The sequence below is a fragment of the Kitasatospora sp. NPDC056184 genome, from assembly GCF_042268405.1.
Taxonomy (GTDB): domain Bacteria; phylum Actinomycetota; class Actinomycetes; order Streptomycetales; family Streptomycetaceae; genus Kitasatospora.
Genome location: NZ_JBHJUI010000005.1, coordinates 53,846 through 77,973, shown reverse-complemented (window position 1 = coordinate 77,973; position 24,128 = coordinate 53,846). Strand labels below are relative to the sequence as shown.

Below are 24,128 nucleotides of genomic sequence, written 5' to 3'. Positions count from 1 at the left end.
CCCGCCGACCGTTCAGCCGTCGGGCGGCCGCTGAGCCGGGTGCCGCCCGACGCGCGTTCAGCCGCGTGCCCCCGCCTGCCGACCGCTCAGCCTCCCGACGGCCGCAGCAGCGCGCAGGTGGCCGGCTCGCCGCGCAGCGCGCCCGCCGCGAGCGCCCGCCCGACCTCGCGGATGGCGTGCACCGCCGCCCGCTCCGTGCTCGGCCCGAGCGCCACGTCCCAGTGCGCGATCACCGCGTACGCCACCCGCCGGGTGCCGATCAGCACCCCGGCGTCGGCCCGCACCCCGGTGTCGGTCCCGGTCTTGTTGGCGACCAGCAGTCCGCCGGGCAGCGAGTCGGGGAAGCACTCCGCGTACGGGTCGTGCTGGACGAGCGCCGGGACCAGCCCGTGGTCGGTGTTGGAGCGCATCCACCCCAGCAGCCGCGCCGACGCGCCGGGCGTGACCAGGTCGCCCCGGACGGCCAGCGCGACCAGCCGCGCGAGGTCCCGGGCCGTTCCGGTGGCGAACACCGGCGGCACGCCGGGCCCGCGGACGTCCCGGACCCGGTCGTGCAGGGTGAGCCGATCCAGCCCGAGCTCCCGGGCGAGCCGCTCGGTGGCGGGCAGGCCGACCGTGCGCAGCAGCGCGTTGGTGGCGGTGTTGTCGCTGACCGAGGCGGTCAGCCAGGCCAGGTCCTCGACCGTCCAGCCGCACGCGCCCCCGCGAGAGAGCCGCCGCAGCAGCCCGGTGCCCCCGGCCACGTCCTCGTCCTCGATCGGCACCACCGCGTCCGCCCGCAGCTCCCCGGCGTCCAGCCGGCGCGCGACCTCGGCGAGCAGCAGCAGCTTGGACGCGCTGGCGACCGGCAGCACCACCGTGTCGTCCACCCCGACCGCGCTCCCGCCGACGCCGGCCCTGGCCGCCGTCCCGCTCGCACCCCCGCCCGCACCCGCACCCGTGCCGACGCCCGCGTCGCCGTCGGCGTCCACCGCCGCGACCGCCGCGACCGCCTCCGCCTCCGCCTCCGCCTCCGCGTCCACGTCCACCGCCGCGACCGCAAGGGTCAACGGCAGTGCGGCCGCCGACCGTGCGGCGGCCGCCACCTGCGCCAGGATCATCGGACCCGTACCACCTCTCCGGCCCGGGCACCCGTCGGCCGCCCGTCGCGCACCGCGACCTGCCCGGCGACCACCACGGCCGCCACCCCCCGCGGCGGCAGCAGCGGCCGCTCGAAGGTGGCCGCGTCCCGGACGGCGTCCGGGTCCAGTACCACCAGGTCCGCCACCGCGCCGTCGCGGACCACCCCGCGCCCGGCGAGCCGGAAGCGCGCCGCCGGCAGCCCGGTCATCTTGTGCACCGCGCTCTCCAGCGGCAGCAGCCCCTCGTCCCGGCCGTAGTGGCCGAGGACCCGGGCGAAGCTGCCCGCCCAGCGCGGGTGCGGCCGCCCGGGCTTGGGCACGCCGTCCGAGCCGATCATCGACAGCGGACTGGCCAGCACCCGGCGGACGTCGTCCTCGCGCATCGAGTGGCTGATGATGGTCACCTCTCCCTGCGAGTCGAGCAGCAGGTCGCACACGTAGTCGACCGGGTCGGCGCCGCTCGCGGCGGCCAGGTCGGCGATCCGGTGGCCCTCCGCCGCGCGGCGGGCCGGGGCGGCGGCGACCGCGATGAGGTCCCAGCCGCCGTTGCCGACGGTGTTCTCCCAGCCGTCGACGCCGCCCGCGATGTCCGCCCGGATCCGCTCGCGCACCTCCGGGCGGCGCAGCCGCTCCAGCAGCGCGCCGACCCCGCCCTCGCTGGTCCACGGCGGCAGCATCGCGTGCAGCACCGTACTGCCCGCGGTGTAGGGGTACACGTCGCAGAGCACGTCGAGGCCGTCCGCGCGGGCCTGTTCGAGCCGGGGGAGGGTCCGCAGGGTGGCGCCCCAGGCGTGCCGGCCGGCGGTCTTGTGGTGGGAGACCTGGAGCGGCGCGCCGGAGCGTTCGGCGATCTCCAGCGCCTCCTCCAGGGCCTTCTCCACCTGGGACATCTCGTCCCGCAGATGGGTCACATACGGCTTGCCGTGCCGGGCCGCGACCCGGGCGAGCGCGACGATCTCGTCGGTGTCGGCGTACGTGCCGGGCGGATAGATCAGGCCGGTGGAGAAGCCGGCCGCGCCCTGGGCGAGGGCGCGGTCGAGCAGTTCGCACATCGCGGCCAGCTCGTCCGGGCGGGGCGGGCGGTCGGCGAAGCCCATCACCCCGGCCCGCAGCGTGCCGTGGCCGACCAGCGAGGCGAGGTGGTTGCGGCGCAGCTCGGGCCGCTGGGCGGCGGCGAAGGCGGCGAAGTCCTCGGCCGGGCGGACCGGGCCGATGCCGAAGGTGACCCGCAGGTGCTCGGCCAGCTCCGGCAGCCGCTCGGGCAGGCAGGGGAAGAGGCTGCTGCCGCAGTTGCCGCTGATCTCGGTGGTCACGCCCTGGAGGAGCGGGGCGAGCCGCAGCTCCTCCAGGGCGTCCCACGCGGTGTCCCCGTCGTCGACACCTGCGTCCGCACCACCCGTACCACCCACACCACCCGCACCACCCGCACCACCCGCACCGTCCGGACCGCCCGGGCCCCCGACGGCGGCCAGGGCGTCGGAGTGCGTGTGCACGTCGATGAACCCGGGGGCGACGACCAGCCCGGTGGCGTCGACGACCGCCGCCGGAGCACCGCCGCCGTCGCCCGCGCCGGGCGGCAGCACGGTGACCCGTCCGCCCGCCACCGCGAGGTCGGCGGGCCGCGCGGGCGCCCCGGTGCCGTCCACCAGCAGTCCGCCGCGCACGAGGAGTTCCACGGCCGCCATCACAGCACCGTCGCCAGGAAGGCCCGGGTGCGCTCGTGGCGCGGGGCGGTGAACACCTCGTCCGGGTGCCCGGCCTCGACGACCGCGCCCTGGTCCATGAAGACGACCCGGTCGGCGACCTCGCGGGCGAACCCCATCTCATGGGTGACGACGATCATCGTCATCCCGCTGCGGGCGAGGTCGCGCATCACGCCCAGCACCTCCCCGACGAGTTCGGGGTCGAGCGCCGAGGTGGGCTCGTCGAAGAGCATCAGGGTCGGCTCCATGGCCAGCGCCCGGGCGATCGCCACCCGCTGCTGCTGGCCGCCGGAGAGCTGGCCGGGGTAGTGGTCGGCGCGGTCGGCGAGGCCGACCCGGTGCAGCAGCTCGCGGGCCTGCCGCTCGGCCGCGGCCCGTCCGCGGCCCTGGACGGCGACCGGCCCCTCCATCACGTTCTGCACCGCCGTGCGGTGCGGGAACAGGTGGAACCGCTGGAACACCATGCCGATCCGCTCGCGCTGGCGCTGGATGTCCCGGGGCCGCCGCTCGCGCAGCGTGGTGCCGCCGGAGCCGGCCGGCTCGTAGCCGATCAGCTCGCCGTTGACGGCGATCCGCCCGGCGTCGATCTTCTCCAGGTGGTTGAAGCAGCGCAGCAGGGTGGACTTGCCCGAGCCCGAGGGCCCGATCACGCACAGCACCTCCCCGCTCCGCACCTCCAGGTCGATCCCGCGCAGCACCTCCAGCTCGCCGAATCGTTTCCGCACGCCACGCGCCGAGAGGATCACCTCGTCCGTCGCCACCGTCACTTCCCCGCCCCCTTCTTCCTCGGGTCCGTCTTCCTCGGGTCGGTCTTCCTCGCACCGGGCCGCAGGTTCCGCAGCACCCGCTGCCCCAGCCCGGGGCGCGCCGTCTGCGCCCCGGGACTGAACTTCCGCTCCACGGCGTGCTGCGCGACGCTCGCGATGGTGGTCAGCACCAGGTACCAGATCGACGCCACCACCAGCAGCGCGATGACCTCGAAGTTCGCCAGGTACAGGTGCTGCGAGACCGTCATCAGGTCGGCGCCCGCGATCACCGAGACCAGCGAGGTGGTCTTCAGCATCGAGATGAACTGGTTCCCGAACGGCGGGATGATCACCCGCATCGCCTGCGGCAGGACCACCCGGACGAGGATCTGCCGGTTGGACATGCCCAGCGCCGCCGCGGCCTCGCGCTGCCCGGGGTCGACGCTCTGGATGCCGGCCCGGACGATCTCCGACATGTAGGCGCCCTCGTTGATCGACAGGCCCAGCAGCGCCGCGACGAACCCGGTGATCAGCGCGTTCGTCTGCCAGCTCACCAGCTTCGGCCCGTCGAACGGGATCCCGATGCTGATCTCCGGGAAGAGCAGCGCGAGGTTGAACCAGAAGATCAGCTGCACCAGCAGCGGCGTCCCGCGGAAGAACCAGGTGTACGCGCCGGCCGTGGTCCGCAGCACCGGGCTGTCCGACAGCTGCATCACCGCCGCCAGCACGCCGATCACGATGCCGGCCACCTGGGAGATGAGGGTCAGCTGGACGGTGACCCACAGGCCCTCCAGGATCACCCCGTCGAACTGGTACTTCGCGATGACGTCCCAGTGCAGGTTGGGGTTGACGATGACCGTGTACGCCAGCCAGACGGCCGCGAACGCCGCCACCAGCACGGCCACCCACCGCCCGGGCCGGGGCCGCCCGGTGATCCGCAGCGACAGGTCGTCCTCCGCGGGCGCCACCGGCGCGGCCTTCGTGGCGACGCCCGCGCCCTCTCCCCGCGCGCCGTCGCCGGCTCTCATGCCGTCGCCCGCCACCGCACTCACTGCCCGACCGTGTTGACGGTGACCTTGGTGACGGCGCTGCCGGCGACCTCGTAGCGGTCCAGCACCGTGCGGTACTCACCCGAGTCGATCAGCTCCTGGAGCGCCCGCTGCACCGCGTCGCGCAGCCCGCTCTCCTTCTTCGCCACCGCGATGCCCCACGGCGCCGTCCCGTACTGCTCGGGCAGCACCTGGTACGCGGTGTTCTTCTGCGCGAACATCTGCGCCACCGGGTAGTCCACGATGGTGGCGACGGCCCGCCCGCTGTCCAGCTGCAGCAGTCCGGTGGGCGCGTCCTCGCTCTGCGAGATGGTCATCTTCTCGGCGCACTTGGCGTTCTGCTGCTCGCCGATCTCCAGGTTGGAGCTGCCCTTGGCCAGCACCACCTGCTTGCCGCAGAGGTCCTCCAGGGACTTGATGCCCCGGGGGTTGTCCTTGGTGGTCATGACGACCCCGCCGGTGCGGAAGTAGTCGACGAAGTCGACGGCCTGGCGGCGCTGCTCGCTGTCGGTCATCGAGGACATCACCAGGTCGAACCGGCCGGCCTGGAGGCCCGGGATCAGCCCGTCGAACGAGGCGTTGGTCATCTCCAGCTTCAGCCCGAGCTTCGCCGCGACCGCCGCGGCGAGGTCCGGGTCGACGCCGGTCAGTTCGGTGGTGCCGGTCTTGTACATCTCCATCGGCGGGTACCCGACGGCGGTGGCCACTCTCAGCACGCCGGCCTGCTTGTACTTGCCGGGCAGCAGCTCGGCCGAGCTCTTCCCGGCGGTGTCGCCGGTCCCGGCGGCCGCACCCGGCGCGGCGGCGGAGCCCTGGTCGGAACGCCCGCAGGCGGTGGCGGCCAGGGCCACCAGCGCCAGCGCGGCCAGACAACGCAGAGGACGGGGGCGGTTCATCGGCATCTCCCTCAGGCGGTGACGGTCCGCCGATGCTGGCAGCCGTCCCCAGCTGAATGGAAGATGATGAAACTATTGCCCCCTGACCAACCAAAAACGTACGCCTCCCCCCCCGCCCGCCAAGCGAAAGCGCCGACCGGACATCGCCCGGTCGGCGCTTTCGCGAGGGTGCGGCGGGCCTCAGACCCGGGAGGGGGCGCCGCTCTCCGGGGCGCGGGGGGCCGGGTCGGTGGCGGCGTCGGCCTCCAGCAGCTCGCGCTTGACGGCGGCCAGGGTGGGATTGGCCCAGGCACTGCGGACGCCCCAGGCGTAGAAGGCCAGGCCGATCGCGGCGACGACGAGGAGGTCCCAGCCCTCCGGCAGGTAGCCCCGGCCGCCGAAGTCGCCGGAGCCGGCCCAGGAGACGGCGGCCATCACGAAGAGGTAGGCGATCATCCAGGCACCCGCCTTGAGGTGCGGCTTCAGCTCGGTGAACGGCTTGCGCAGCTCGTACCAGGCCCAGATCGGCAGGCCGGCGGCCATCAGCAGGATGACCTTGCCGGTGAGCGGCCAGCGGGCCCAGTACAGCACCAGCGAGCCGAAGACCATGGCGACCGGGGCGATCACCGGCATCGCGCGCAGCCGGACCGGGCGCGGCAGCTCGGGTGCCAGGCGGCGCAGCGCCATCACGGCGACCGGGCCGGTGATGTAGGAGATCACGGTGGCCACCGAGACGATCTCGGCGAGCGAGCCCCAGCCGCGGAAGACCGCGAGGAAGCCGAAGGCGACGACCAGGTTGAGCACCAGCGCCGGCCGCGGGATGCCGGTCCTGGGGTCGACCTTGCCGAAGACGGACGGCAGGTGGCCGTTCTCCTGGACGCCGTGGATCATCCGGGAGGTGGTGGCGGCGTAGATCATGCCGGTGCCGCTGGGGGAGACGAAGGCGTCCGCGTACAGCAGCAGCGCGAGCCAGTTCAGGCCCCAGGCGATGGCGAGGTCGGCGAGCGGCGAGGTGTAGCCGAGGCCGCCCCAGCCGTTGGCCAGGTCGGCGGTCGGGACGGCGCCGAGGAAGGCGACCTGCAGCGCGACGTAGATCACCAGGGCGATCAGGATCGAGCCGATCACCGCCGTGGGCAGCGACTTGCCGGGGTTGCGGGCCTCGCCGGCAAGGTTGAGCGGGGACTGGAAGCCGTTGAACGCCCAGACGATGCCGGAGACGGCCACGGCCGTGAACACCGCGCTCCAGCCGTTCGGCGCGAAGCCGCCGTGGTCGGTGAAGTGCTTGGTGTCGAAGTGCGAGAGCAGCAGGGCCCCGGCGGTGAGCGAGGGCACGACGATCTTGAACACGGTGATCGCCGTATTGGTCTTGGCGAACAGGGTGATCGCGAACCAGTTCAACGCGAAGTAGACCAACAGCAGCACGCTCGCCAGCGCCACCCCGCTGACCGACAGCTCCTGCCCGTCGTACAGCCCCTTGGCCCAGTCGAAGTCCCAGGAGCTCATGTACTGCACCGAGGCGGTCGCCTCGCCGGGGATGACCGAGACGATGGCGATCCAGTTGGCCCAGGCGGCCAGGTACCCGGCCAGCGAGCCGTGCGAGTACTGCCCGTACCGGACCATGCCGCCGGCCTTGGGGAACATCGACCCCAGCTCGCTGTAGGTGAGCGCGATGGTCAGGGCGACGGCCGCCCCGATCACCCAGGCGACGATCGACGCCGGCCCGGCCAGCCGCGCCGCCCGCTCGGCCCCGAAGAGCCAGCCGGACCCGATGATCGACCCCAGCCCGACCGCGGTGAGGCTGATGGTGCCGAGCGAGCGGCGGTAGTGCTGGTGTGATGCCGTCGTCGACTCGGGTTCACTCACCGTATCGGTCCTCTGTCTCATCGTGTCACTCGGTTTTCCGGACAAACGGACACAGCCTAAACGGCGAAATCGGGCGAAACCTCAGATTGGCCTCAAATGCGAGTGAAAACACCTGATCGTTGTCATCTCGTGCTCGAACCATCACGCCATTGGCGGTATGCCGCACAGGGTCGCCGAGGGGGCCGCCGAAGAGGGCGGGGAAGGTGTTGCTGAAGGGGTCGGGAAAAAGAAAAATTCCCCGCGGAAACTCTTTCGAGTTCCCACGGGGAATCCATGGTGTCCGAGGGGGGACTTGAACCCCCACGCCCGATAAAGGGCACTAGCACCTCAAGCTAGCGCGTCTGCCATTCCGCCACCCGGACGGGGTGTGTGCTTCGGGGATTTCTTGCTCGCCCCCTCGGCGACAGAGAGAACATTACCAGGGTTTCGGAGTGCTTCTCACCTGCGTTTCCCCGGTGGGGATGGTGGGAGTCGGGGGGACGGGTCGAAGGTGTGCGCGAAGCGGTGGTTCGACGGCGGTAAACGGTCGAGTTGCGGACGGTGAACGGTCGGGAACGGGCGGGGGCGGTCCGACACGGGCAACTTGTCGACGGTGCCCCGGTCGCGGGGGCGGCTCTCCTAGCCTCTGTGCACCGAGGGCGCCATGAGCGGAACGCCTGATTCCCGGGGTCGCGGACGAAGGGCGGCTGGACGTGGAGCGGATCAGCGAGGAAGAGGCGGCGCGGGGCGGCCCCGTCGAGGGGGTGTGGCGGTTCACCGTGCCGGCCGAGCAGGCCTCGGTGCCGCGCACCCGGCACGCGGTGCGCGACCGGCTGCTGGCCCAGGGGCTGGCGGAGATCCGCTACCAGGAGTTGGTGGACGATCTGCTGCTGATCGTCTCCGAGCTGGTCGGCAACGCGGTGACGCACGCCGCCGAGCTGTCGCCGGAGGTGACCACCGAGCTGGCGGTGCGGGGCGGCTGGGTACGGGTCTCCGTCGAGGACGGCGACCCGTACCGGCCGAAGGCGCTGGTCGCCGACACCGGGCGGACCGGCGGGCGCGGGCTGCTGCTGGTGAAGAGCGTCACGCTGCAGGCCGGCGGGGTGTGCGACGTGGAGAAGGCGGGGGAGGGCGGCAAGGTCATCTGGGCCTCGCTGCCGCTCCCCCGGGGGGGCCGGGGCTGACGGAACGGGGTCCGGCGGTCCTACCAGGAGTTCCCGGCGATCTCGCGGATCCCCGGCAGGGCGGCCTCGAAGACGGTCCGGAACCACACCGAGAACGGCCGCTCCGCCTCCAGCGCGCGCAGTTCCTCGGCGGTCACGAAGGCGTAGTCGTCCACCTCCTCCGGGGCCGGCCGCACCGGCGCGGTGACCAGGCCGACGAACAGGTGGTTCCACTCCCGCTCGATCAGCCCGGACGCCTCGTCCGGCAGGTCGTAGCGGACCGTGCCCGCCTCGCAGAGGAGCGCGGGGGCGACGCCCAGCTCCTCCGCGGTGCGCCGGGCGGCGGCCACGAAGGGCGGCTCGTCGGGGTAGGGGTGGCCGCAGCAGGTGTTCGACCAGACGCCGGGGGAGTGGTACTTGCCGAGCGCCCGGCGCTGGAGCAGCATCCGGCCCTGGCGGTCGAAGAGGAACACCGAGAACGCCCGGTGCAGCCGGCCGGGCTGCTGGTGGGCCCAGAGCTTCTCCGCGGTGCCGATCGTCACGCCCTCGTCGTCGACCAGCTCCAGCAGGATCTCCCCCGGAGCGCCGGAGGGCCGCGCGCCGGTGTCCACGTCCGTCTCGACGTCCAGGCCGCTGTCCAGGCCGGTGTCCGGACTGGTGTCCAGCCCGGGGCCGGCCTCCTGGTCGAGGGGGGTCGGGTGATCGGTCGGCAGGCTCTGGGGCATGAGGCCTCTTTCGGCAGCTTCGGGAGCACTTCGGGAGCACGGGGAGCAACCACGGCTCGCACCGGTGGCGTCGCGCCCCAGTCTGCCGTACGGGTGGCACCGCGCAGAGGTCCCACGCACAACCGGGCGGGACGGGGGCCTCCGGGAGCCGGGGAGGGGCGCCGAACTAGCAATCCTGTTCGGAATGTGTTCGATCCGTGTTCGACGCTCGGACCGCGTTCGGGCTGGTCGCCGTGGTCGCCTACCATCACATAGGACACCGCGGCCGCATCTCGCGGCCCCGGCGCGCCATCGCCGGTCACCCGGAGACTCCCGGTAGCCGCGCGCGGCCGCGCACCGCACGACGGATCAGGAGACCCCGCATGATCGGCCTCGTTCTGGCAGCCGGCGCAGGCCGCCGACTGCGCCCGTACACCGACACCCTGCCCAAGGCGCTGGTGCCGGTCGACGGGGAGCGGACCGTGCTGGACCTCACCCTCGGCAACTTCGCCGAGGTCGGTCTGCGCGAGGCCGCGATCGTGGTCGGCTACCGCAAGGAGGCGGTGGAGGAGCGCAAGGAGGCCCTGGAGCGGAAGTACGGCGTCAAGCTCACCCTGGTCGAGAACGACAAGGCCGAGGAGTGGAACAACGCCTACTCGCTCTGGTGCGCCCGTGACCTCTTCACCGAGGGTCTGCTGCTCGCCAACGGCGACACCGTCCACCCGGCCTCCGTCCAGCGCACCATGCTGGAGGCGAACGCCCGGCTGGCCGCCGAGGGCCGCGAGCCCGGCATCCTGCTCGCCCTCGACACCGTGAAGCGGCTCGCCGACGAGGAGATGAAAGTGGTCGTGCACCCGACCGCCGGCATGCGCCGCATCACCAAGCTGATGGACCCGGCCGAGGCCACCGGCGAGTACATCGGCGTCACCGTGATCAACCCGTCCGCCGCCGCCGACCTCGCCGACGCGCTGCGCGCCACCTACGAGCGCGACCCGCAGCTGTACTACGAGGACGGCTACCAGGAGATGGTCGACCGCGGCCTGCGGATCGACGTCCAGCCGATCGGCGAGGTCTCCTGGGTCGAGGTCGACAACCACGACGACCTGGCGAAGGCGCGGGAGATCGCGTGCCAGTACTGACCCGGCTGGTGCCCTCGCCGGTCTTCGTGGAGATCCGCCCGGGCGCGCTGGACGCGCTCGGCGGGATCCTCGCCGACCAGCGGCTGTCCGCCTCCGGCCGGATCGCGGTGGCGATCAGCAACGGCTCGGGCTCGGTGCTGCGCGCCCGGCTGGAGCCGGCGCTGCCCGGCGCGGACTGGTACAGCGTCGAGGACGGCAGCCTCGACAGCGCGGTCCGGCTGGCGGACGACATCCGCGGCGGCGTGCACGGCGGCCACTACGACACCGTCGTCGCCCTGGGCGGCGGCAAGATCATCGACGTGGCCAAGTACGCCGCCGCGCGGATCGGCCTGCCGCTGGTCTCCGTCCCGACCAACCTGGCCCACGACGGCATCTGCTCGCCGGTCTCCACCCTCGACAACGTCGGCGGGCGCGGCTCCTACGGGGTGCCCAGCCCGATCGGCATCGTGATCGACCTGGACGTGATCCTGGGCGCCCCGCCGCGCTTCGTCGCGGCCGGCATCGGCGACATCGTCTCCAACATCTCGGCCTGCGCCGACTGGGAGCTCTCGCACGCCGAGACCGGCGAACCGGTGGACGGACTGGCCGTGGCGATGGCCCGCTCGGCCGGGGAGAACCTGCTGCGGCACCCGGGGAACCTCCAGGACCGGGGCTTCCTCACGGCCCTCGCGGAGGCACTGGTACTGTCCGGCATCGCGATGAACATCGCGGGCAGCACCCGGCCCTCGTCGGGCGCCTGCCACGAGATCTCGCATGCCCTGGACGTGCTGTATCCCAAGCGGTCCGCCCAGCACGGCGAGCAGGTCGGCCTCGGCGCCGCCTTCGCCAGCTTCCTGCGGGGCGAGCGCGAGCTGACCGGTCTGATCGTGGAGCGCCTGGCGCACCACGGGCTGCCGGTGACCGCCGCTCAGATCGGCTTCACCGAGGCGGAGTTCACCGAGGCGGTGCACTACGCTCCGAACACCCGGCCGGGCCGCTTCACCATCCTTGAGCACCTCGACCTCTCCCCTTCCGCAATCAGGGACGCGTACGCCGACTATGTCCAAGCCGTCAACAGCTGACCGCTCCGCCGCGGGGGCCGTGCCGCCGCCGGTGGACCTGACCCGCCGGCCCTCGATCGAGGAGCTGCGCGCGGTGATCCACCCGGAGGGCATGCTCCAGCGCCGCAGCGCCGAGCACTGGGCCGGGCGGCTCTACATGCGGAAGATCTCGCTGCGGATCACCCGGGTGCTGTCGACCGCGACGGCGATCACGCCCAACGGCCTGACCTACCTGATGATGCTCACCGGCATCCTGGCCGGTGCCGCGCTGGTCGTCCCGGGGATCGCGGGCGCCGTGCTGGCGGCGCTGCTGATCCAGGCGTACCTGCTGCTGGACTGCGTGGACGGCGAGGTGGCCCGCTGGCGCCGGCAGACCTCGCTGACCGGCGTCTACCTGGACCGGGTCGGCCACTACGTGTCCGAGGCGGCCCTGCTGACCGGCCTCGGCCTGCGCGCCACCGACCTGCTCCACCGCGAGGGCTCCGCCGCGCACTGGGAGTGGGCGTTCCTCGGCACCCTGGCCGCGCTCGGCGCGATCCTGATCAAGTCGGAGACCGACCTGGTCGACGTCGCCCGCGCCCGCAGCGGCATGACGGCGGTCGAGGACGGCGCCTCGGTGCCGCGCTCGGCCGGCGTCGCCAAGGCCCGCCGGGCCGCCTCGTTCCTCAAGTTCCACCGGCTGGTCGGCGCGGTCGAGGCCTCGCTGCTCATCCTGGCCGCGGGTGTCGCCGACCTCGTCCACGGCGGCCTGCTGTTCACCCGGATCGCGGTGGTCGTGCTGGCCGCGATCGCCATGCTGCAGACCGTCCTGCACCTGCTGAGCATCGTCCTGTCGAGCAGGCTCCGGTGAGCGGCGCGGCGGGCACCGGCCCGACGGGGAGCGGGACGACGGTGACCGGGACGACGGGAACCGAGACCGAGACGACGGGGAGCACCGTGCAGACCACCCCCACCGGAGCCGACGCCTTCCGGCTCGGCGCGGTGATCATCACCATGGGCAACCGCCCGGACGAGCTGACCGCGCTGATCGAGTCGGTCCGCGCCCAGCAGGGCCCGGCCGTCGAGCTGGCCGTGGTCGCCAACGGCGCCCCGCTGCCCCCGCTCCCGCCGGGGGTGCGCGCCGTCGAGCTGCCCGAGAACCTCGGCATCCCGGGCGGGCGCAACGTCGGCATCGAGCTGTTCGGCCCCGACGGCCGGGACGTCGACGCGGTGCTGTTCCTGGACGACGACGGCCGGCTGCCCGGCACCGACTCGGCCCGCCTGCTGCGCGAGGCCTTCACGGCGGACCCGGAGCTCGGCATCGTGAGCTTCCGGATCGCCGACCCGGACACCGGCGTCACCCAGCGCCGGCACGTGCCCCGGCTGCGCGCCAGCGACCCGCTGCGCTCCTCCCGGGTGACCACCTTCCTCGGCGGTGCGAGCGCGGTGCGGTGCGCCGTGTTCGAGAACGCCGGCCAGCTGCCCGCCGAGTTCTTCTACGCGCACGAGGAGACCGACCTCGCCTGGCGCGCGCTGGACGCCGGCTGGGCCATCGACTACCGGGCCGACGTGGTGCTCCACCACCCCACCACCTCGCCCGCCCGGCACGCCTCGTACTTCCACAACGTGGCCCGGAACAGGGTTTGGCTCGCCAGGCGGAACCTTCCGGCCCCGTTGATGCCTCTATACCTGGGAACCTGGTTCCTGCTCACGCTGGCCCGCCGCCCCTCCCCGGAGGCGTTCAAGGCCTGGCTGGGAGGGTTCAAGGCGGGCTGGCGCGAACCCTGCGGTGCGCGGCGGCCCATGCGATGGCGTACCGTGTGGCGGCTGACCCGGCTGGGCCGGCCGCCGGTCATCTGATCGGTCCGACGGCCGTACGGTAGGACGGCCGTCACCCGGCCGGTGACCACACCGGCCCCACTCCCCCCGATATCCGAGTGGATCCCCATCGGCGCCGGGCCGGCGGACCCCCGCCGACCGGCCGCCCCGACGATCCCGCGCGAAGGACGAATGTGTCGACAGTGAGTGAACCCGTCAGCCTCTCAGCCCCGAGGGGGGCGGACGCGGGCCTGACCCCCAAGCAGCTTGCGGACAAGTACGGCCTGACGGTGAGCGGCAGAAGGCCCGGCCTGTTCGCCTACACCAGGCAGCTCTGGGCCCGCCGTCACTTCATCTGGGCCTTCGCCACCGCGCGCCTGGTGGCCCAGTACACCGACGCCAAGCTCGGCCAGGTCTGGCAGGTCGTGACGCCGCTGCTGAACTGCGCGGTGTTCTACCTGGTCTTCGGCGAGATCCTGAGCAACAAGGACGACAACCCGCACTACGTCGCCTGGCTCTGCATCGGTGTCTTCATCTTCCAGTTCACCCAGAACGCCGTGCAGTCCGGCACCCGGGCGATCTCGGACAACCTCGGGCTGATCCGGGCGCTGCACTTCCCCCGCGCCTCGCTGCCGATCGCCTTCACCGTGATCCAGCTCCAGCAGCTGCTGATCTCGATGGTCGTGCTGTTCGCGGTGGTCCTGCTGAACGGCATCGAGCCCGGCCGGACCTGGATCCTGGTCGTCCCCGCGCTGGTGCTGCAGTCGATGTTCAACACCGGTGTCGCCCTGATCTTCTCCCGGATCGGCGCCAAGACCAGCGACATCTCCCAGCTGATCCCGTTCGCGATGCGCGCCTGGCTGTTCCTGTCCGGCGTCATGTACAGCATCTCCGACAAGATCAAGGACTGGCCGCCGTTCTGGCAGAAGGTGATGGAGCTCAACCCGGCCTCGGTCTACATCGACCTGGTCCGGCACGCGCTGGCCCCGGTCATCTACAACAAGCACCAGGAGAAGTTCCTGGAGTTCCCGCCGCACCAGTGGAAGTACGCGATCGCCTGGGGTGTGGGCATGCTGGTCATCGGATACGTCTTCTTCTGGAAGGCTGAGGAGGAGTACGGCCGTGGCTGACACCGACGTGAAGGACGCCCGTCCGCGCCGCAAGGTGTTCGACGCCGACGTGGCCCGCGAGCCCACCGTCGTCGTCGACGACGTGCACATCGTCTACCGGGTGCACGGCGCCGGCTCCGGCAAGGGCAGCGCCACCTCGGCGCTCAGCCGGATCATCAGCCGCAAGCGCGGCTCCGGCGTCCGCGAGGTGCACGCGGTCAAGGGCGTCAGCTTCACCGCCTACAAGGGCGAGGCGATCGGCCTGATCGGCTCCAACGGCTCCGGCAAGTCCACCATGCTGGCGGCCATCGCGGGCCTGCTGCCGACCGAGCGGGGCGGCATCTACACCAACGGCCAGCCCTCGCTGCTCGGCGTCAACGCCGCGCTGATGAACGAGCTGACCGGTGAGCGCAACGTCGTCCTCGGCTGCCTCGCCATGGGCATGTCGCCGGCCGACGTGAAGAGCCGCTACCAGCAGATCGTCGACTTCTCGGGCATCAACGAGAAGGGCGACTTCATCTCGCTGCCGATGCGCACCTACTCCTCCGGCATGGGCGCCCGCCTGCGGTTCGCGATCGCTGCGGCCAAGGCCCACGACGTGCTGCTCATCGACGAGGCGCTGGCCACCGGCGACCAGGCCTTCCAGGCCCGCAGCAAGAAGCGGATCGCGGAGCTGCGCGAGGAGGCCGGTACGGTCTTCCTGGTCAGCCACGACAACGCGTCGATCCGCGAGACCTGTGAGCGGACCATCTGGATCGAGGCCGGCGAGCTCATCATGGACGGGCCGACCGAGGAGGTCGTCCGCCGCTACGAGCGCGGCGAGCGCCCGTAGCGCCGCGCGGGAGCGCACAGGACGAGGCAGGACCGCGGCGGGGGCCGGTCCCGGAGCAGCTCCGGGACCGGCCCCGCCGTCGTTGGTGCGCCCCGGGCCCGCCCCGTCGTGCCCCGGGTGGCCCGCCGCCGCCCGGGTGAGCGCCCCGTGCGCCGGGTGAGGCGCTCTTCTCCGGCGCGGCCGTTGGTGTCAGGCTGTAGGCGCGGGGGTTGTGTGCCGGACGTGACTCCCGTGATCGGACGCGTGTCCGACTCGGGCCGGTTACCGGAGCGGTGTAGAACGGGGGAGTGACAGCAGTGTCGGCTTCGGCCCAGCCCAACAGTGATTCCCCGCCCGCGGAGGGTGCCGCGGGAGCGGCGACCCTCGCCAAGGCGAGCGCGGAGAACTTCCCGGTCGCCCCGTTCTTCCTGCCCGCCGCGTGGCGCGAGGACCTCATGAGGGTCTACGGCTTCGCCCGGTTGGTCGACGACGCCGGTGACGGCGACCTCGCCGACCCGGCCGGCACCGCCGCACTGCTCGGCGTGCCCGCCCCGCCGCGCCCGGAGCCCGCCCCCGCCGCCGCTCCCGGCACCGCCGCCCCGCACCGGCCCGGCGCCGCCGAGACCGCCTTCCGGCTCGCCCTGCTGGACGGCCTGGAGCGCGACCTCGACCGGGTCTTCGAGACGGCCCTCGCCCCGTCCACGGCCGCCGAGGCCCCCCGCCACCCGCTGCTGCGCCCGCTGGTCCCGCTGGTCGACCGGCACGGCCTCACCCCGGAGCCCTTCCGCCGGCTGATCCGGGCCAACCGGGTGGACCAGACCACCGAGCGGTACGCCACCTACGACGACCTCCGCGGCTACTGCACGCTCTCCGCCGACCCGGTCGGCCGCCTGGTGCTCGGCATCGCCGGCCTCGCCACCCCCGAGCGGATCGCGATGTCCGACGCCGTCTGCACCGCCCTGCAGATCGTCGAGCACCTCCAGGACGTCGCCGAGGACCTCGCCCGGGGCCGGATCTACCTGCCCGCCGAGGACCTCGACAGGTTCGGCGTCACCGAGGAGGACCTCGCCGCACCGGCCGCCGGGCCCGCCGTGCGCCGGCTGATCGCCTTCGAGGCGGACCGTGCCCGCACCCTGCTCGACCGCGGTGCGCCATTGGTAGGTACGGTTCGGGGGAGGCTTCGACTGCTCCTGGCGGGATTCACCGCAGGTGGCTACGCGGCCCTGGCGGCCGTCGAGGACGCCGGGTACGACGTGCTCGCCCAGCAGGCGAAGCCGGACAAGCGCCGCCTCGCAGCGAAGGCGGCGGCCATCTTCGCGAAGGGAAGGTGAACGCCCGAGTGGCGGCATCACCACTGGCGTCCGCGCCGGTCATGGCGGCGTACCGGTACTGCGAGGCAGTGACCGGGCTGCAGGCCCGCAACTTCAGCTACGGCATCAGGCTGCTGCCGGAGCCGAAGCGGCTGGCCATGTCGGCCCTGTACGCCCTCGCGCGCCGGGTGGACGACATCGGCGACGGCGACCTCCCGGACGACCGCAAGGCCGAGGCCCTGCTGCGCACCCGCGAGCTGCTCGACGAGATCCGGGCCGGCTCCGTCGCGGAGGACGACACCGACCCGATCAAGGTCGCGCTGGCGGACGCGGCCCGGCGGTTCCCGATCCCGCTCGGCGGCTTCGACGAGCTGATCGACGGGGTCGAGATGGACCTCAAGGGCGCCGAGTACCAGACGTTCGAGGAGCTCAAGGTCTACTGCCGGTGCGTGGCCGGGGCGATCGGGCGGCTGTCGCTCGGCGTGTACGGCTGCGAGGACCCCGAGCGCGGCGCCCGGTACGCGGACACCCTGGGCCTGGCGCTCCAGCTCACCAACATCCTGCGCGACCTGCGCGAGGACGCCCTGAACGGCCGGACCTACCTGCCGACCGAGGACCTCGTCCGGTTCGGCTGCCAGGAGGGCTTCGCGCAGTCCAGGCCGCCGGTCGGCGCCGACTTCACCGGCCTGATCGCCTTCGAGGCGGCCCGCGCCCAGGCGGCCTTCGAGGAGGGCCTGCGGCTGCTGCCGATGCTGGACCGCCGCAGCCGGGCCTGCACCGCCGCGATGGCCGGGATCTACCACCGGCTGCTCGGCCGGATCGCCGCCGACCCGGAGTCGGTGCTGCGCGGCCGGGTGTCGCTGCCGGGCTGGGAGAAGGCGTACGTGGCGCTTTCCGGGCTCGCCGGGGGGCGTTCTTGATTCTTGCCACAGTTCTGTCACGCTGTGTCAGCGGGGAATCACTTTTGGGTAGAGCCCTGTTGACGGCTGTGCCGGATCCGACCGCACTGGTCCCGGGTCCGACCGCATTGACCACGGGCGCTCCGGCCGGGACCGGACCGGGCGCGGGACGCGAGGGGGAGAGCCGATGACCGGGCGAGCCGACGCCGCGCGCCCGGCCGCCGTCGTGGTCGGCGGCGGCCTCGCGGGCATCACCGCCGCACTGCGGCTGGCCGAGGCCGGCCACCGGGTCACCCTCGCCGAGGGCCGCCCCCGGCTGGGCGGCCTGGCCTTCTCCTTCCAGCGCGGCGAGCTGACCGTCGACAACGGCCAGCACGTCTACCTGCGCTGCTGCACCGCCTACCGGGGCCTGCTGGAGCGGCTCGGCGCCAACCGGCTGGTGCACCTCCAGGACCGCCTGGAGGTGCCCGTGCTGGGCGTCTCCGGGCCCTCCGGCGCCCCGGTGCGCACCCTGGGCCGCTTGGAGCGGGCCGCGCTGCCGGTGCCGCTGCACCTGGCCGGCAGCCTGGCCCGCTACCCGCACCTGGGCCCGGCCGACCGGGCCCGGGTGGTCCGCGGCGCCCTGGCGCTGCGCCGCCTCGACCTGGCCGACCCGGCGCTGGACGCGGTCTCCTTCGGCGACTGGCTGCGCAGCCGGGGCCAGAACGAGCGCACCCTCGCCGCCCTGTGGGACCTCGTCGGCGTGGCCACCCTGAACGCCCGGGCCGACCAGGTGTCGCTGGCGCTCGCCGCCATGGTGTTCAAGACCGGGCTGCTCTCCGACCCCGGGGCGTCCGACATCGGCACGGCCACCGTCCCGCTCGGTGAGATCCACCACGACCGGGCGCTCGCTGAACTGGAACGCGCCGGCGTGAAGGTGCTGCTGCGCGCCCGGGTGGCCGAGCTCAAGCCGGCCGTCCCGCAGCACGCCGTCCGGCTGGAGGGCGTCGACGAGCCGCTCGCCGCCGACACCGTGGTGCTGGCCGGCGCCCAGGACACCGCGGCGGCCCTGCTGCCGCCGGACGCGATCGCGGGGCAGGACCGGCTCGCCGGCTTCGGCACCGCGCCGATCCTCAACGTCCACGTGATCTACGACCGCCAGGTGCTGCGCAGGCCGTTCTTCGCCGCCCTCGGCTCGCCCGTCCAGTGGGTCTTCGACCGCACCCGGCACTCCGGTCTGGCCGGTACCGCGCTCGGCGCGGCCCACCCGGGCGCCCAGTACCTGGCGGTGTCGCAGTCCGCCGTGCAGGACGAGATCGACCTGCCGGTCGCCGAGCTGCGCCGGCGCTACCTGCCGGAGCTGGCCCGGCTGCTGCCCGCCGCCGGCGGGGCCGAGGTGCTGGACTTCTTCGTCACCAGGGAGCGCACCGCCACCTTCGACCCGGCCCCGGGCACGGCGGCGCTGCGGCCCGGCCCGCGCACCGCCGTCCCCGGCCTGCTGCTGGCCGGCGCGTGGACGGCCACCGGCTGGCCCGCCACGATGGAGGGAGCCGTGCGCAGCGGCCACGCCGCCGCCGACGCGGCCCTCGCCGACGACGGCCGGCGCCGGCCGTCGGACCGCGGCGACGGGAGGTGGCCGCGGTGACCGGCGCCCCGCTCGCCGGGGACCGCGGCGAGCCCGCCAGAGCGGGCGTTCACCCGTTCGGTCCCGGCGGCGCGACCGCCCGTGCCGGCCGTGGCCCCACCGGCCGCACCACCACCGCCAGCGTCCGGCCGTCCCACGCGGCCAGGCACCACCAGGGAGAGGGAACGTACGTGGAGTCACGCATCGGCACGGCCGTCGGAGGCACGGCCCATGCCGAACCGGTCTCGGTGCCGGAGCTGCTCAACCGCACCCGCGCGCTCTGCACCCCGCCGCTGAGGGCCGCCGTCGCCCGTCTGGCGGCACCGATGGACACCGTCGCGGCGTACCACTTCGGCTGGATCGACCGGGACGGCACACCGGTCGCCGGGGACGGCGGCAAGGCCGTCCGCCCCGCCCTGGCGCTGCTCTCGGCCCAGGCCGCCGGTGCCCCGGCGGAGGCCGGGGTGCCCGGTGGGGTCGCTGTTGAACTGGTGCACAACTTCTCCCTGCTCCATGATGATCTGATGGACGGTGACGAGACCCGGCGCCACCGGGCCACCGCCTGGACGGTCTTCGGTCCGGCCCAGGCGATCCTGGTCGGTGACGCCCTGGCGACGCTCGGTACGGAGGTGCTGCTCGACGCCGCGACCACGGGCGGCGCGAGCGCCGCCGACGCCGCGCGCGCCGTCCGGCTGCTCAACACCGCCAGCCGCCGGCTGATCGACGGCCAGGCGATGGACGTCGCCTTCGAGCAGCGGGACACCGTCACCGTCGCCGAGTGCCTGGAGATGGAGGGCGGCAAGACCGCCGCCCTGCTCTCCGCGGCCTCGGCGCTGGGCGCCGTCCTGGCCGGCGCCGACGACCGGGCCGCGGACTCCCTCCAGCGCTTCGGCGAGCACCTGGGCCTGGCCTTCCAGGCGGTCGACGACCTGCTCGGCATCTGGGGGGCCACCGAGGTCACCGGCAAGCCGCACTGGGGCGACCTGCGCCAGCGCAAGAAGTCCCTGCCGGTCGCCGCCGCCCTCGCCGAGGGCGGCGAGGCCTCCCGCGAACTGGCCGAACAGCTCGCCGACCCCAAGGGGCGCGGCGAGGAGAGCGAGACCGAGCTGGCCGCCCGCGCCCTGCTGATCGAGAAGGCCGGCGGGCGTGCCTGGACCCAGGAGGAGGCCCGCCGCCAGCACACGACTGCCCTCGCCGCTCTGGACGAGGTGCCCATGCCCGATGTGGTGCGCGAGCACTTCGTCGCACTCGCCGAATTCGTGGTGGTACGAGAGAGGTGACGTTACGTTGACAGCAACCGCGGACGGCCGGCTCGACCCTGAGTACGATTCCGAGCCGGTCGCGGTGGGCGGCCTCCCCCCGGCGCTCCTGAGCGCCGGGCGGTGGCAGCCCGAGGGATCCGCCCCGGACGCCCCGGCCGGCCGGACCGATCAGCAGCAGGACGGGGCCGCCTCCGCCGAGGAGGCGCTGGCCCGCGCCACCACCCATCTGCTCTCCCTGCAGAGCTCCGAGGGGTGGTGGAAGGGCGATCTGGAGACCAACGTCACCATGGACGCCGAGGACTTACTGCTCCGCCAGTTCCTCGGGATCCTCAACGAGGAGCAGACCAAGGCCACCGCCGAGTGGATCCGCTCGCAGCAGCGCGAGGACGGCACCTGGTCGACCTTCCACGGCGGCCCGGCCGAGCTCTCCACCACCGTCGAGGCGTACGTCGCCCTGAAGCTCGCCGGCGACGACCCGAACGCCCCGCACATGGCGGCCGCCGCCCGCTGGATCCGCTCCGCCGGCGGCATCGCCGCCTCCCGGGTGTTCACCCGGATCTGGCTCGCCCTCTTCGGCTGGTGGCCGTGGGAGCGGCTGCCCGAGATGCCGCCGGAGATCATGTTCCTGCCGAAGTGGCTCCCGCTGAACATCTACGCCTTCGGCTGCTGGGCCCGGCAGACGATCGTCCCGCTGACCATCGTCTCCGCGCACCGCCCGGTGCGCCCGGCCCCCTTCCCGCTCACCGAGCTGCACACCGACCCGGACGACCCCTTCCCGGCCCGGCCGCTCTCGGCCGCGACCAGCTGGGACGGCCTGTTCGAACGCCTCGACAAGGTCCTGCACGCCTACCACCGGCGCGCGCTGCGCCCGCTGCGCCGGCTCGCGCTCTCCCAGGCCTGCCGCTGGATCGTCGAGCGCCAGGAGGCCGACGGCTGCTGGGGCGGCATCCAGCCGCCCGCCGTCTACTCGCTGATCGCCCTGCACCTGGAGGGCTACGAGCTCGACCACCCGGTGATGCGGGCCGGGCTCGCCTCCTTCGACCGCTTCACCGTGCACACCCCCGACGGCCGGCGCTGGCTGGAGGCCTGCCAGTCCCCGGTCTGGGACACCTGCCTGGCCACCATCGCCCTGGTCGACGCCGGCCTGCCGGCCGACCACCCGGCGCTGGTCTCCGCCGTCGACTGGATGCTCGGCGAGGAGATCACCAAGCGCGGCGACTGGTCGGTCCAGCGGCCCTCGCTCGCCCCCGGCGGCTGGGCCTTCGAGTTCGAGAACGACACCTACCCGGACATCGACGACACCGCCGAGGTGGTGCTCGCGCTGCGCCGGGTCGCCCACCCCGACCCCGCCAAGGTGGCCGGCTCCGTCGACCGGGCCGTGCGCTGGAACCTCGGCATGCAGTCCAAGAACGGCGCCTGGGGCGCCTTCGACGTCGACAACACCAGCACCCTGCCGAACAAGCTGCCGTTCTGCGACTTCGGCGAGGTCGTCGACCCGCCGTCCGCGGACGTCACCGCGCACGTCGTGGAGATGCTCGCCGAGGTCGGCCGGGCGGCCGACCCGCGCACCCGGCGCGGCGTCGAGTGGCTGCTGCGCAACCAGGAGGCGGACGGCTCCTGGTTCGGCCGCTGGGGCACCAACTACATCTACGGCACCGGCTCGGTGCTGCCCGCCCTGGTCGCGGCCGGCGTCCCGGCCGAGCACCCGGCGATCCGCCGGTCGGTGCGCTGGCTGGAGGACCGGCAGAACGCCGACGGCGGCTGGGGCGAGGACATGCGCTCCTACGACGACCCGGCGCGCTGGGCCGGGCGCGGCGACTCCACCGCCTCGCAGACCGCGTGGGCGCTGATGGCGCTGCTCGCGGCCGGCGAGGGGCCGGACGGCCGGGCCAACCCGGCGGTGGAGCGCGGCGTGGACTGGCTGGTGCGCACCCAGCTGCCCGAAGGCACCTGGGACGAACCGCAGTTCACCGGCACCGGCTTCCCGTGGGACTTCTCCATCAACTACCACCTGTACCGGCTGGTGTTCCCGGTCACCGCGCTCGGCCGCTACCTGCACGGCAACCCCGCCACCGGCCGCCCGGCCGGCGGTCCGGCGGCGATCGGGGCGTCCCGGTGACCGCTTCCCCGCTGCTGGTCCTCTGCGCGCTCGGCCCCGAGGTGTGGGCCCTGCGCGGCGGGGACTGGCGTGGCGCGGCGGGCGGCCCGCCCGTCGTGGTGCGGACCGGGGTCGGCCGGCGGCGGGCCTCACTGACCGTCAGGAGGCTGCTCACCGCCGCCCCGGGCGGCTACGGCGCCGTCGTGGTGGCCGGCTTCGGCGCCGCCGTCGCGCCGGGAATAACACCCGGTGACGTGATCGTTGCCGACGGCGTGCGCGATGCCGAGGGCAACCACTTCGCGGTCGACTCCGGCCCGGAGCTCACCCGGGCCCTCACCGTGCGCGGCCTGACCGCGCACACCGGCGTGCACCACACCGCCGACCACGTGGTGCGCGGCCTGGAGCGGCGCGCCCTGCACCTGCAGGGCGCGCTCGCCGTCGACATGGAGGCCGCCGCCGTGCTGGCGGCCCTGAGCGAGCTGCGCCCCGGCCTGCCCGCGGCCGTCCTGCGGGTCGTGGTCGACACGCCCGAGCGCGAGCTGCTGCGGCCGGGCACCCTGCCGGCCGGCGTCCGCGCCTGGCGGACGCTGCGTTCCACGGTCCCCGCCCTGGTCGACTGGCACCTGCGCGACGACCGGCCGGACCGCGGCCGTCCCGCGCCCGCCCCCCTCAACCAGCCCACATCCTCGACGCTCCCCCAGGAGGCGAGCTAGCCATGGCCATGCCGCTGCGCCAGACCGTGCGGGTCGGCACCTACCTCATGCAGCAGAAGCTCAAGCGACGCGAGAAATTCCCGCTGATCGTCGAACTGGAACCGCTCTTCGCCTGCAACCTGGCCTGTGAGGGGTGCGGCAAGATCCAGCACCCGGCGGGCGTGCTGAAGCAGCGGATGCCGGTCGCCCAGGCGGTCGGCGCGGTGCTGGAGTCGGGCGCCCCGATGGTCTCGATCGCCGGCGGCGAGCCGCTGATGCACCCGCAGATCGACGAGATCGTGCGGCAGCTGGTCGAGCGCCGCAAGTACGTGTTCCTCTGCACCAACGCGCTGCTGCTGCGCAAGAAGCTGGACAAGTTCAAGCCCTCGCCGTACTTCACCTTCACCGTGCACATCGACGGGCTGCGCGAGCGGCACGACGCCTCGGTGGCCAAGGAGGGCACCTTCGACGAGGCGGTGGAGGCGATCAAGGAGGCCCAGCGGCGCGGCTTCCGGGTGACCACCAACTCCACCTTCTTCAACACCGACACCCCGCAGACCATCATCGACGTGCTCGACTTCCTCAACGACGACCTCAAGGTCGACGAGATGATGATCTCCCCGGCGTTCGCCTACGAGAAGGCGCCCGACCAGGAGCACTTCCTCGGCGTCGAGCAGACCCGCGAGCTGTTCCGCAAGACCTTCGCCGGCGGCCGCCGGCGGCGCTGGCGGCTCAACCACAGCCCGCTCTTCCTGGACTTCCTGGAGGGCCGGGTCGACTTCGAGTGCACCGCCTGGGGCATCCCCAACTACTCGCTGTTCGGCTGGCAGCGGCCCTGCTACCTGATGGCCGACGGCTATGTGCCGACCTACCGCGAGCTGATCGAGAAGACCGACTGGGACAAGTACGGACGCGGCAAGGACGCCCGCTGCGCCAACTGCATGGCGCACTGCGGCTACGAGCCGACCGCCGTCCTCGCCACCATGGGCTCCCTCAAGGAGTCGCTGCGGGCGATCACCGAGACCGTCGGCTCCAGCCGGAGCCGCTGAGCGGACTCGCCGGCGGCCGGCGCACCGCGCCGTCCGCCCCCGTCCGGCCCGGGCCGCCGACCCGGGCCGGACCACCCCCGCGCGGCGCGGCCACGGCGGGGCACCACCGCACCGCT

At 73.4% G+C, this 24,128-nt stretch carries 21 protein-coding genes and 1 tRNA gene; 14 read left to right on the top strand and 8 right to left on the bottom strand.

Translation table 11 applies throughout. The features are described 5' to 3' along the window. Positions 1-86: 86 nt before the first annotated feature. From ACFC0B_RS12300 to ACFC0B_RS12270, 7 genes are all read right to left on the bottom strand, one after another. A complete protein-coding gene (locus ACFC0B_RS12300; RefSeq protein ID WP_376085228.1) occupies positions 87-1,100 on the bottom strand; it encodes a serine hydrolase in 1,014 nt (337 codons plus the stop codon). Continuing rightward, positions 1,097-2,797, bottom strand: a complete 1,701-nt coding sequence (locus ACFC0B_RS12295) for an amidohydrolase family protein (RefSeq protein ID WP_376085226.1) — start codon at positions 2,795-2,797, stop codon at positions 1,097-1,099. The genes ACFC0B_RS12300 and ACFC0B_RS12295 overlap by 4 nt, the downstream gene beginning before the upstream one ends. 8 nt (positions 2,798-2,805) lie before the next feature. Further along, positions 2,806-3,567 (bottom strand): amino acid ABC transporter ATP-binding protein, encoded by a 762-nt coding sequence (locus tag ACFC0B_RS12290; protein WP_376085955.1) that lies wholly within the window; start codon positions 3,565-3,567, stop codon positions 2,806-2,808. Between the two features lie 20 nt (positions 3,568-3,587). Then, positions 3,588-4,622 (bottom strand): amino acid ABC transporter permease, encoded by a 1,035-nt coding sequence (locus tag ACFC0B_RS12285; protein ID WP_376085224.1) that lies wholly within the window; start codon positions 4,620-4,622, stop codon positions 3,588-3,590. Next, on the bottom strand, positions 4,619-5,515 hold the full coding sequence (locus tag ACFC0B_RS12280) for an ABC transporter substrate-binding protein (protein ID WP_376085222.1): 897 nt from the start codon (positions 5,513-5,515) through the stop codon (positions 4,619-4,621). The genes ACFC0B_RS12285 and ACFC0B_RS12280 overlap by 4 nt, the downstream gene beginning before the upstream one ends. Before the next feature lie 180 nt (positions 5,516-5,695). Then, the gene (locus tag ACFC0B_RS12275) at positions 5,696-7,378 is read right to left on the bottom strand and encodes an APC family permease (RefSeq protein WP_376085220.1); all 1,683 of its coding nucleotides are present in this window, start codon (positions 7,376-7,378) and stop codon (positions 5,696-5,698) included. A gap of 253 nt (positions 7,379-7,631) precedes the next feature. Next, positions 7,632-7,719, bottom strand: a tRNA-Leu gene (locus ACFC0B_RS12270). A 330-nt stretch (positions 7,720-8,049) separates the two neighbouring features. On the opposite strand from ACFC0B_RS12270, the gene ACFC0B_RS12265 reads away from it, so the two are divergent. After that, the gene (locus ACFC0B_RS12265; RefSeq protein WP_376085218.1) at positions 8,050-8,520 is read left to right on the top strand and encodes an ATP-binding protein; all 471 of its coding nucleotides are present in this window, start codon (positions 8,050-8,052) and stop codon (positions 8,518-8,520) included. A 20-nt stretch (positions 8,521-8,540) separates the two neighbouring features. Here ACFC0B_RS12265 and idi read toward each other — a convergent pair whose 3' ends face one another. Next, the gene (gene idi / locus ACFC0B_RS12260; protein WP_376085216.1) at positions 8,541-9,224 is read right to left on the bottom strand and encodes an isopentenyl-diphosphate Delta-isomerase; all 684 of its coding nucleotides are present in this window, start codon (positions 9,222-9,224) and stop codon (positions 8,541-8,543) included. Positions 9,225-9,586: 362 nt separating this feature from the next. On the opposite strand from idi, the gene ACFC0B_RS12255 reads away from it, so the two are divergent. The 13 genes from ACFC0B_RS12255 (at position 9,587) to hpnH (ending at position 24,012) form a co-directional block, all read left to right on the top strand. Beyond that, the gene (locus tag ACFC0B_RS12255) at positions 9,587-10,342 is read left to right on the top strand and encodes a sugar phosphate nucleotidyltransferase (RefSeq protein ID WP_376085214.1); all 756 of its coding nucleotides are present in this window, start codon (positions 9,587-9,589) and stop codon (positions 10,340-10,342) included. Continuing rightward, positions 10,330-11,403, top strand: coding sequence for an iron-containing alcohol dehydrogenase family protein (locus ACFC0B_RS12250; RefSeq protein ID WP_376085212.1), 1,074 nt, complete (start codon positions 10,330-10,332; stop codon positions 11,401-11,403). Before ACFC0B_RS12255 ends, ACFC0B_RS12250 begins: the two co-directional genes overlap by 13 nt. A 91-nt stretch (positions 11,404-11,494) precedes the next feature. Beyond that, positions 11,495-12,232, top strand: a complete 738-nt coding sequence (locus tag ACFC0B_RS12245) for a CDP-alcohol phosphatidyltransferase family protein (RefSeq protein WP_376085952.1) — start codon at positions 11,495-11,497, stop codon at positions 12,230-12,232. A gap of 143 nt (positions 12,233-12,375) precedes the next feature. After that, complete coding sequence (locus tag ACFC0B_RS12240; protein WP_376085950.1) at positions 12,376-13,221, top strand: glycosyltransferase family 2 protein; 846 nt, start codon at positions 12,376-12,378, stop codon at positions 13,219-13,221. 152 nt (positions 13,222-13,373) lie between these two features. Further along, complete coding sequence (locus ACFC0B_RS12235) at positions 13,374-14,309, top strand: ABC transporter permease (RefSeq protein WP_376085210.1); 936 nt, start codon at positions 13,374-13,376, stop codon at positions 14,307-14,309. Between the two features lie 34 nt (positions 14,310-14,343). Then, entirely contained in the window at positions 14,344-15,120 is a 777-nt protein-coding gene (locus ACFC0B_RS12230) for an ABC transporter ATP-binding protein (RefSeq protein WP_376085947.1), read from the top strand. 296 nt (positions 15,121-15,416) lie between these two features. Then, the gene (gene hpnC, locus ACFC0B_RS12225) at positions 15,417-16,430 is read left to right on the top strand and encodes a squalene synthase HpnC (RefSeq protein ID WP_376085944.1); all 1,014 of its coding nucleotides are present in this window, start codon (positions 15,417-15,419) and stop codon (positions 16,428-16,430) included. 41 nt (positions 16,431-16,471) lie between these two features. Then, positions 16,472-17,329, top strand: coding sequence for a presqualene diphosphate synthase HpnD (gene hpnD / locus ACFC0B_RS12220; protein WP_376085942.1), 858 nt, complete (start codon positions 16,472-16,474; stop codon positions 17,327-17,329). Between the two features lie 166 nt (positions 17,330-17,495). Next, positions 17,496-18,932: a hydroxysqualene dehydroxylase HpnE gene (gene hpnE, locus ACFC0B_RS12215; protein ID WP_376085208.1), complete on the top strand. Its 1,437-nt coding sequence runs from the start codon at positions 17,496-17,498 to the stop codon at positions 18,930-18,932. A 170-nt stretch (positions 18,933-19,102) separates the two neighbouring features. Continuing rightward, the gene (locus tag ACFC0B_RS12210; RefSeq protein WP_376085206.1) at positions 19,103-20,191 is read left to right on the top strand and encodes a polyprenyl synthetase family protein; all 1,089 of its coding nucleotides are present in this window, start codon (positions 19,103-19,105) and stop codon (positions 20,189-20,191) included. A gap of 7 nt (positions 20,192-20,198) precedes the next feature. Continuing rightward, a complete protein-coding gene (shc, locus tag ACFC0B_RS12205) occupies positions 20,199-22,292 on the top strand; it encodes a squalene--hopene cyclase (protein WP_376085204.1) in 2,094 nt (697 codons plus the stop codon). Then, entirely contained in the window at positions 22,289-22,984 is a 696-nt protein-coding gene (locus ACFC0B_RS12200) for a 1-hydroxy-2-methyl-2-butenyl 4-diphosphate reductase (RefSeq protein ID WP_376085202.1), read from the top strand. The genes shc and ACFC0B_RS12200 overlap by 4 nt, the downstream gene beginning before the upstream one ends. 2 nt (positions 22,985-22,986) lie before the next feature. Next, positions 22,987-24,012, top strand: a complete 1,026-nt coding sequence (gene hpnH, locus ACFC0B_RS12195; protein WP_376085200.1) for an adenosyl-hopene transferase HpnH — start codon at positions 22,987-22,989, stop codon at positions 24,010-24,012. The last annotated feature ends 116 nt before the right edge of the window (positions 24,013-24,128 follow it).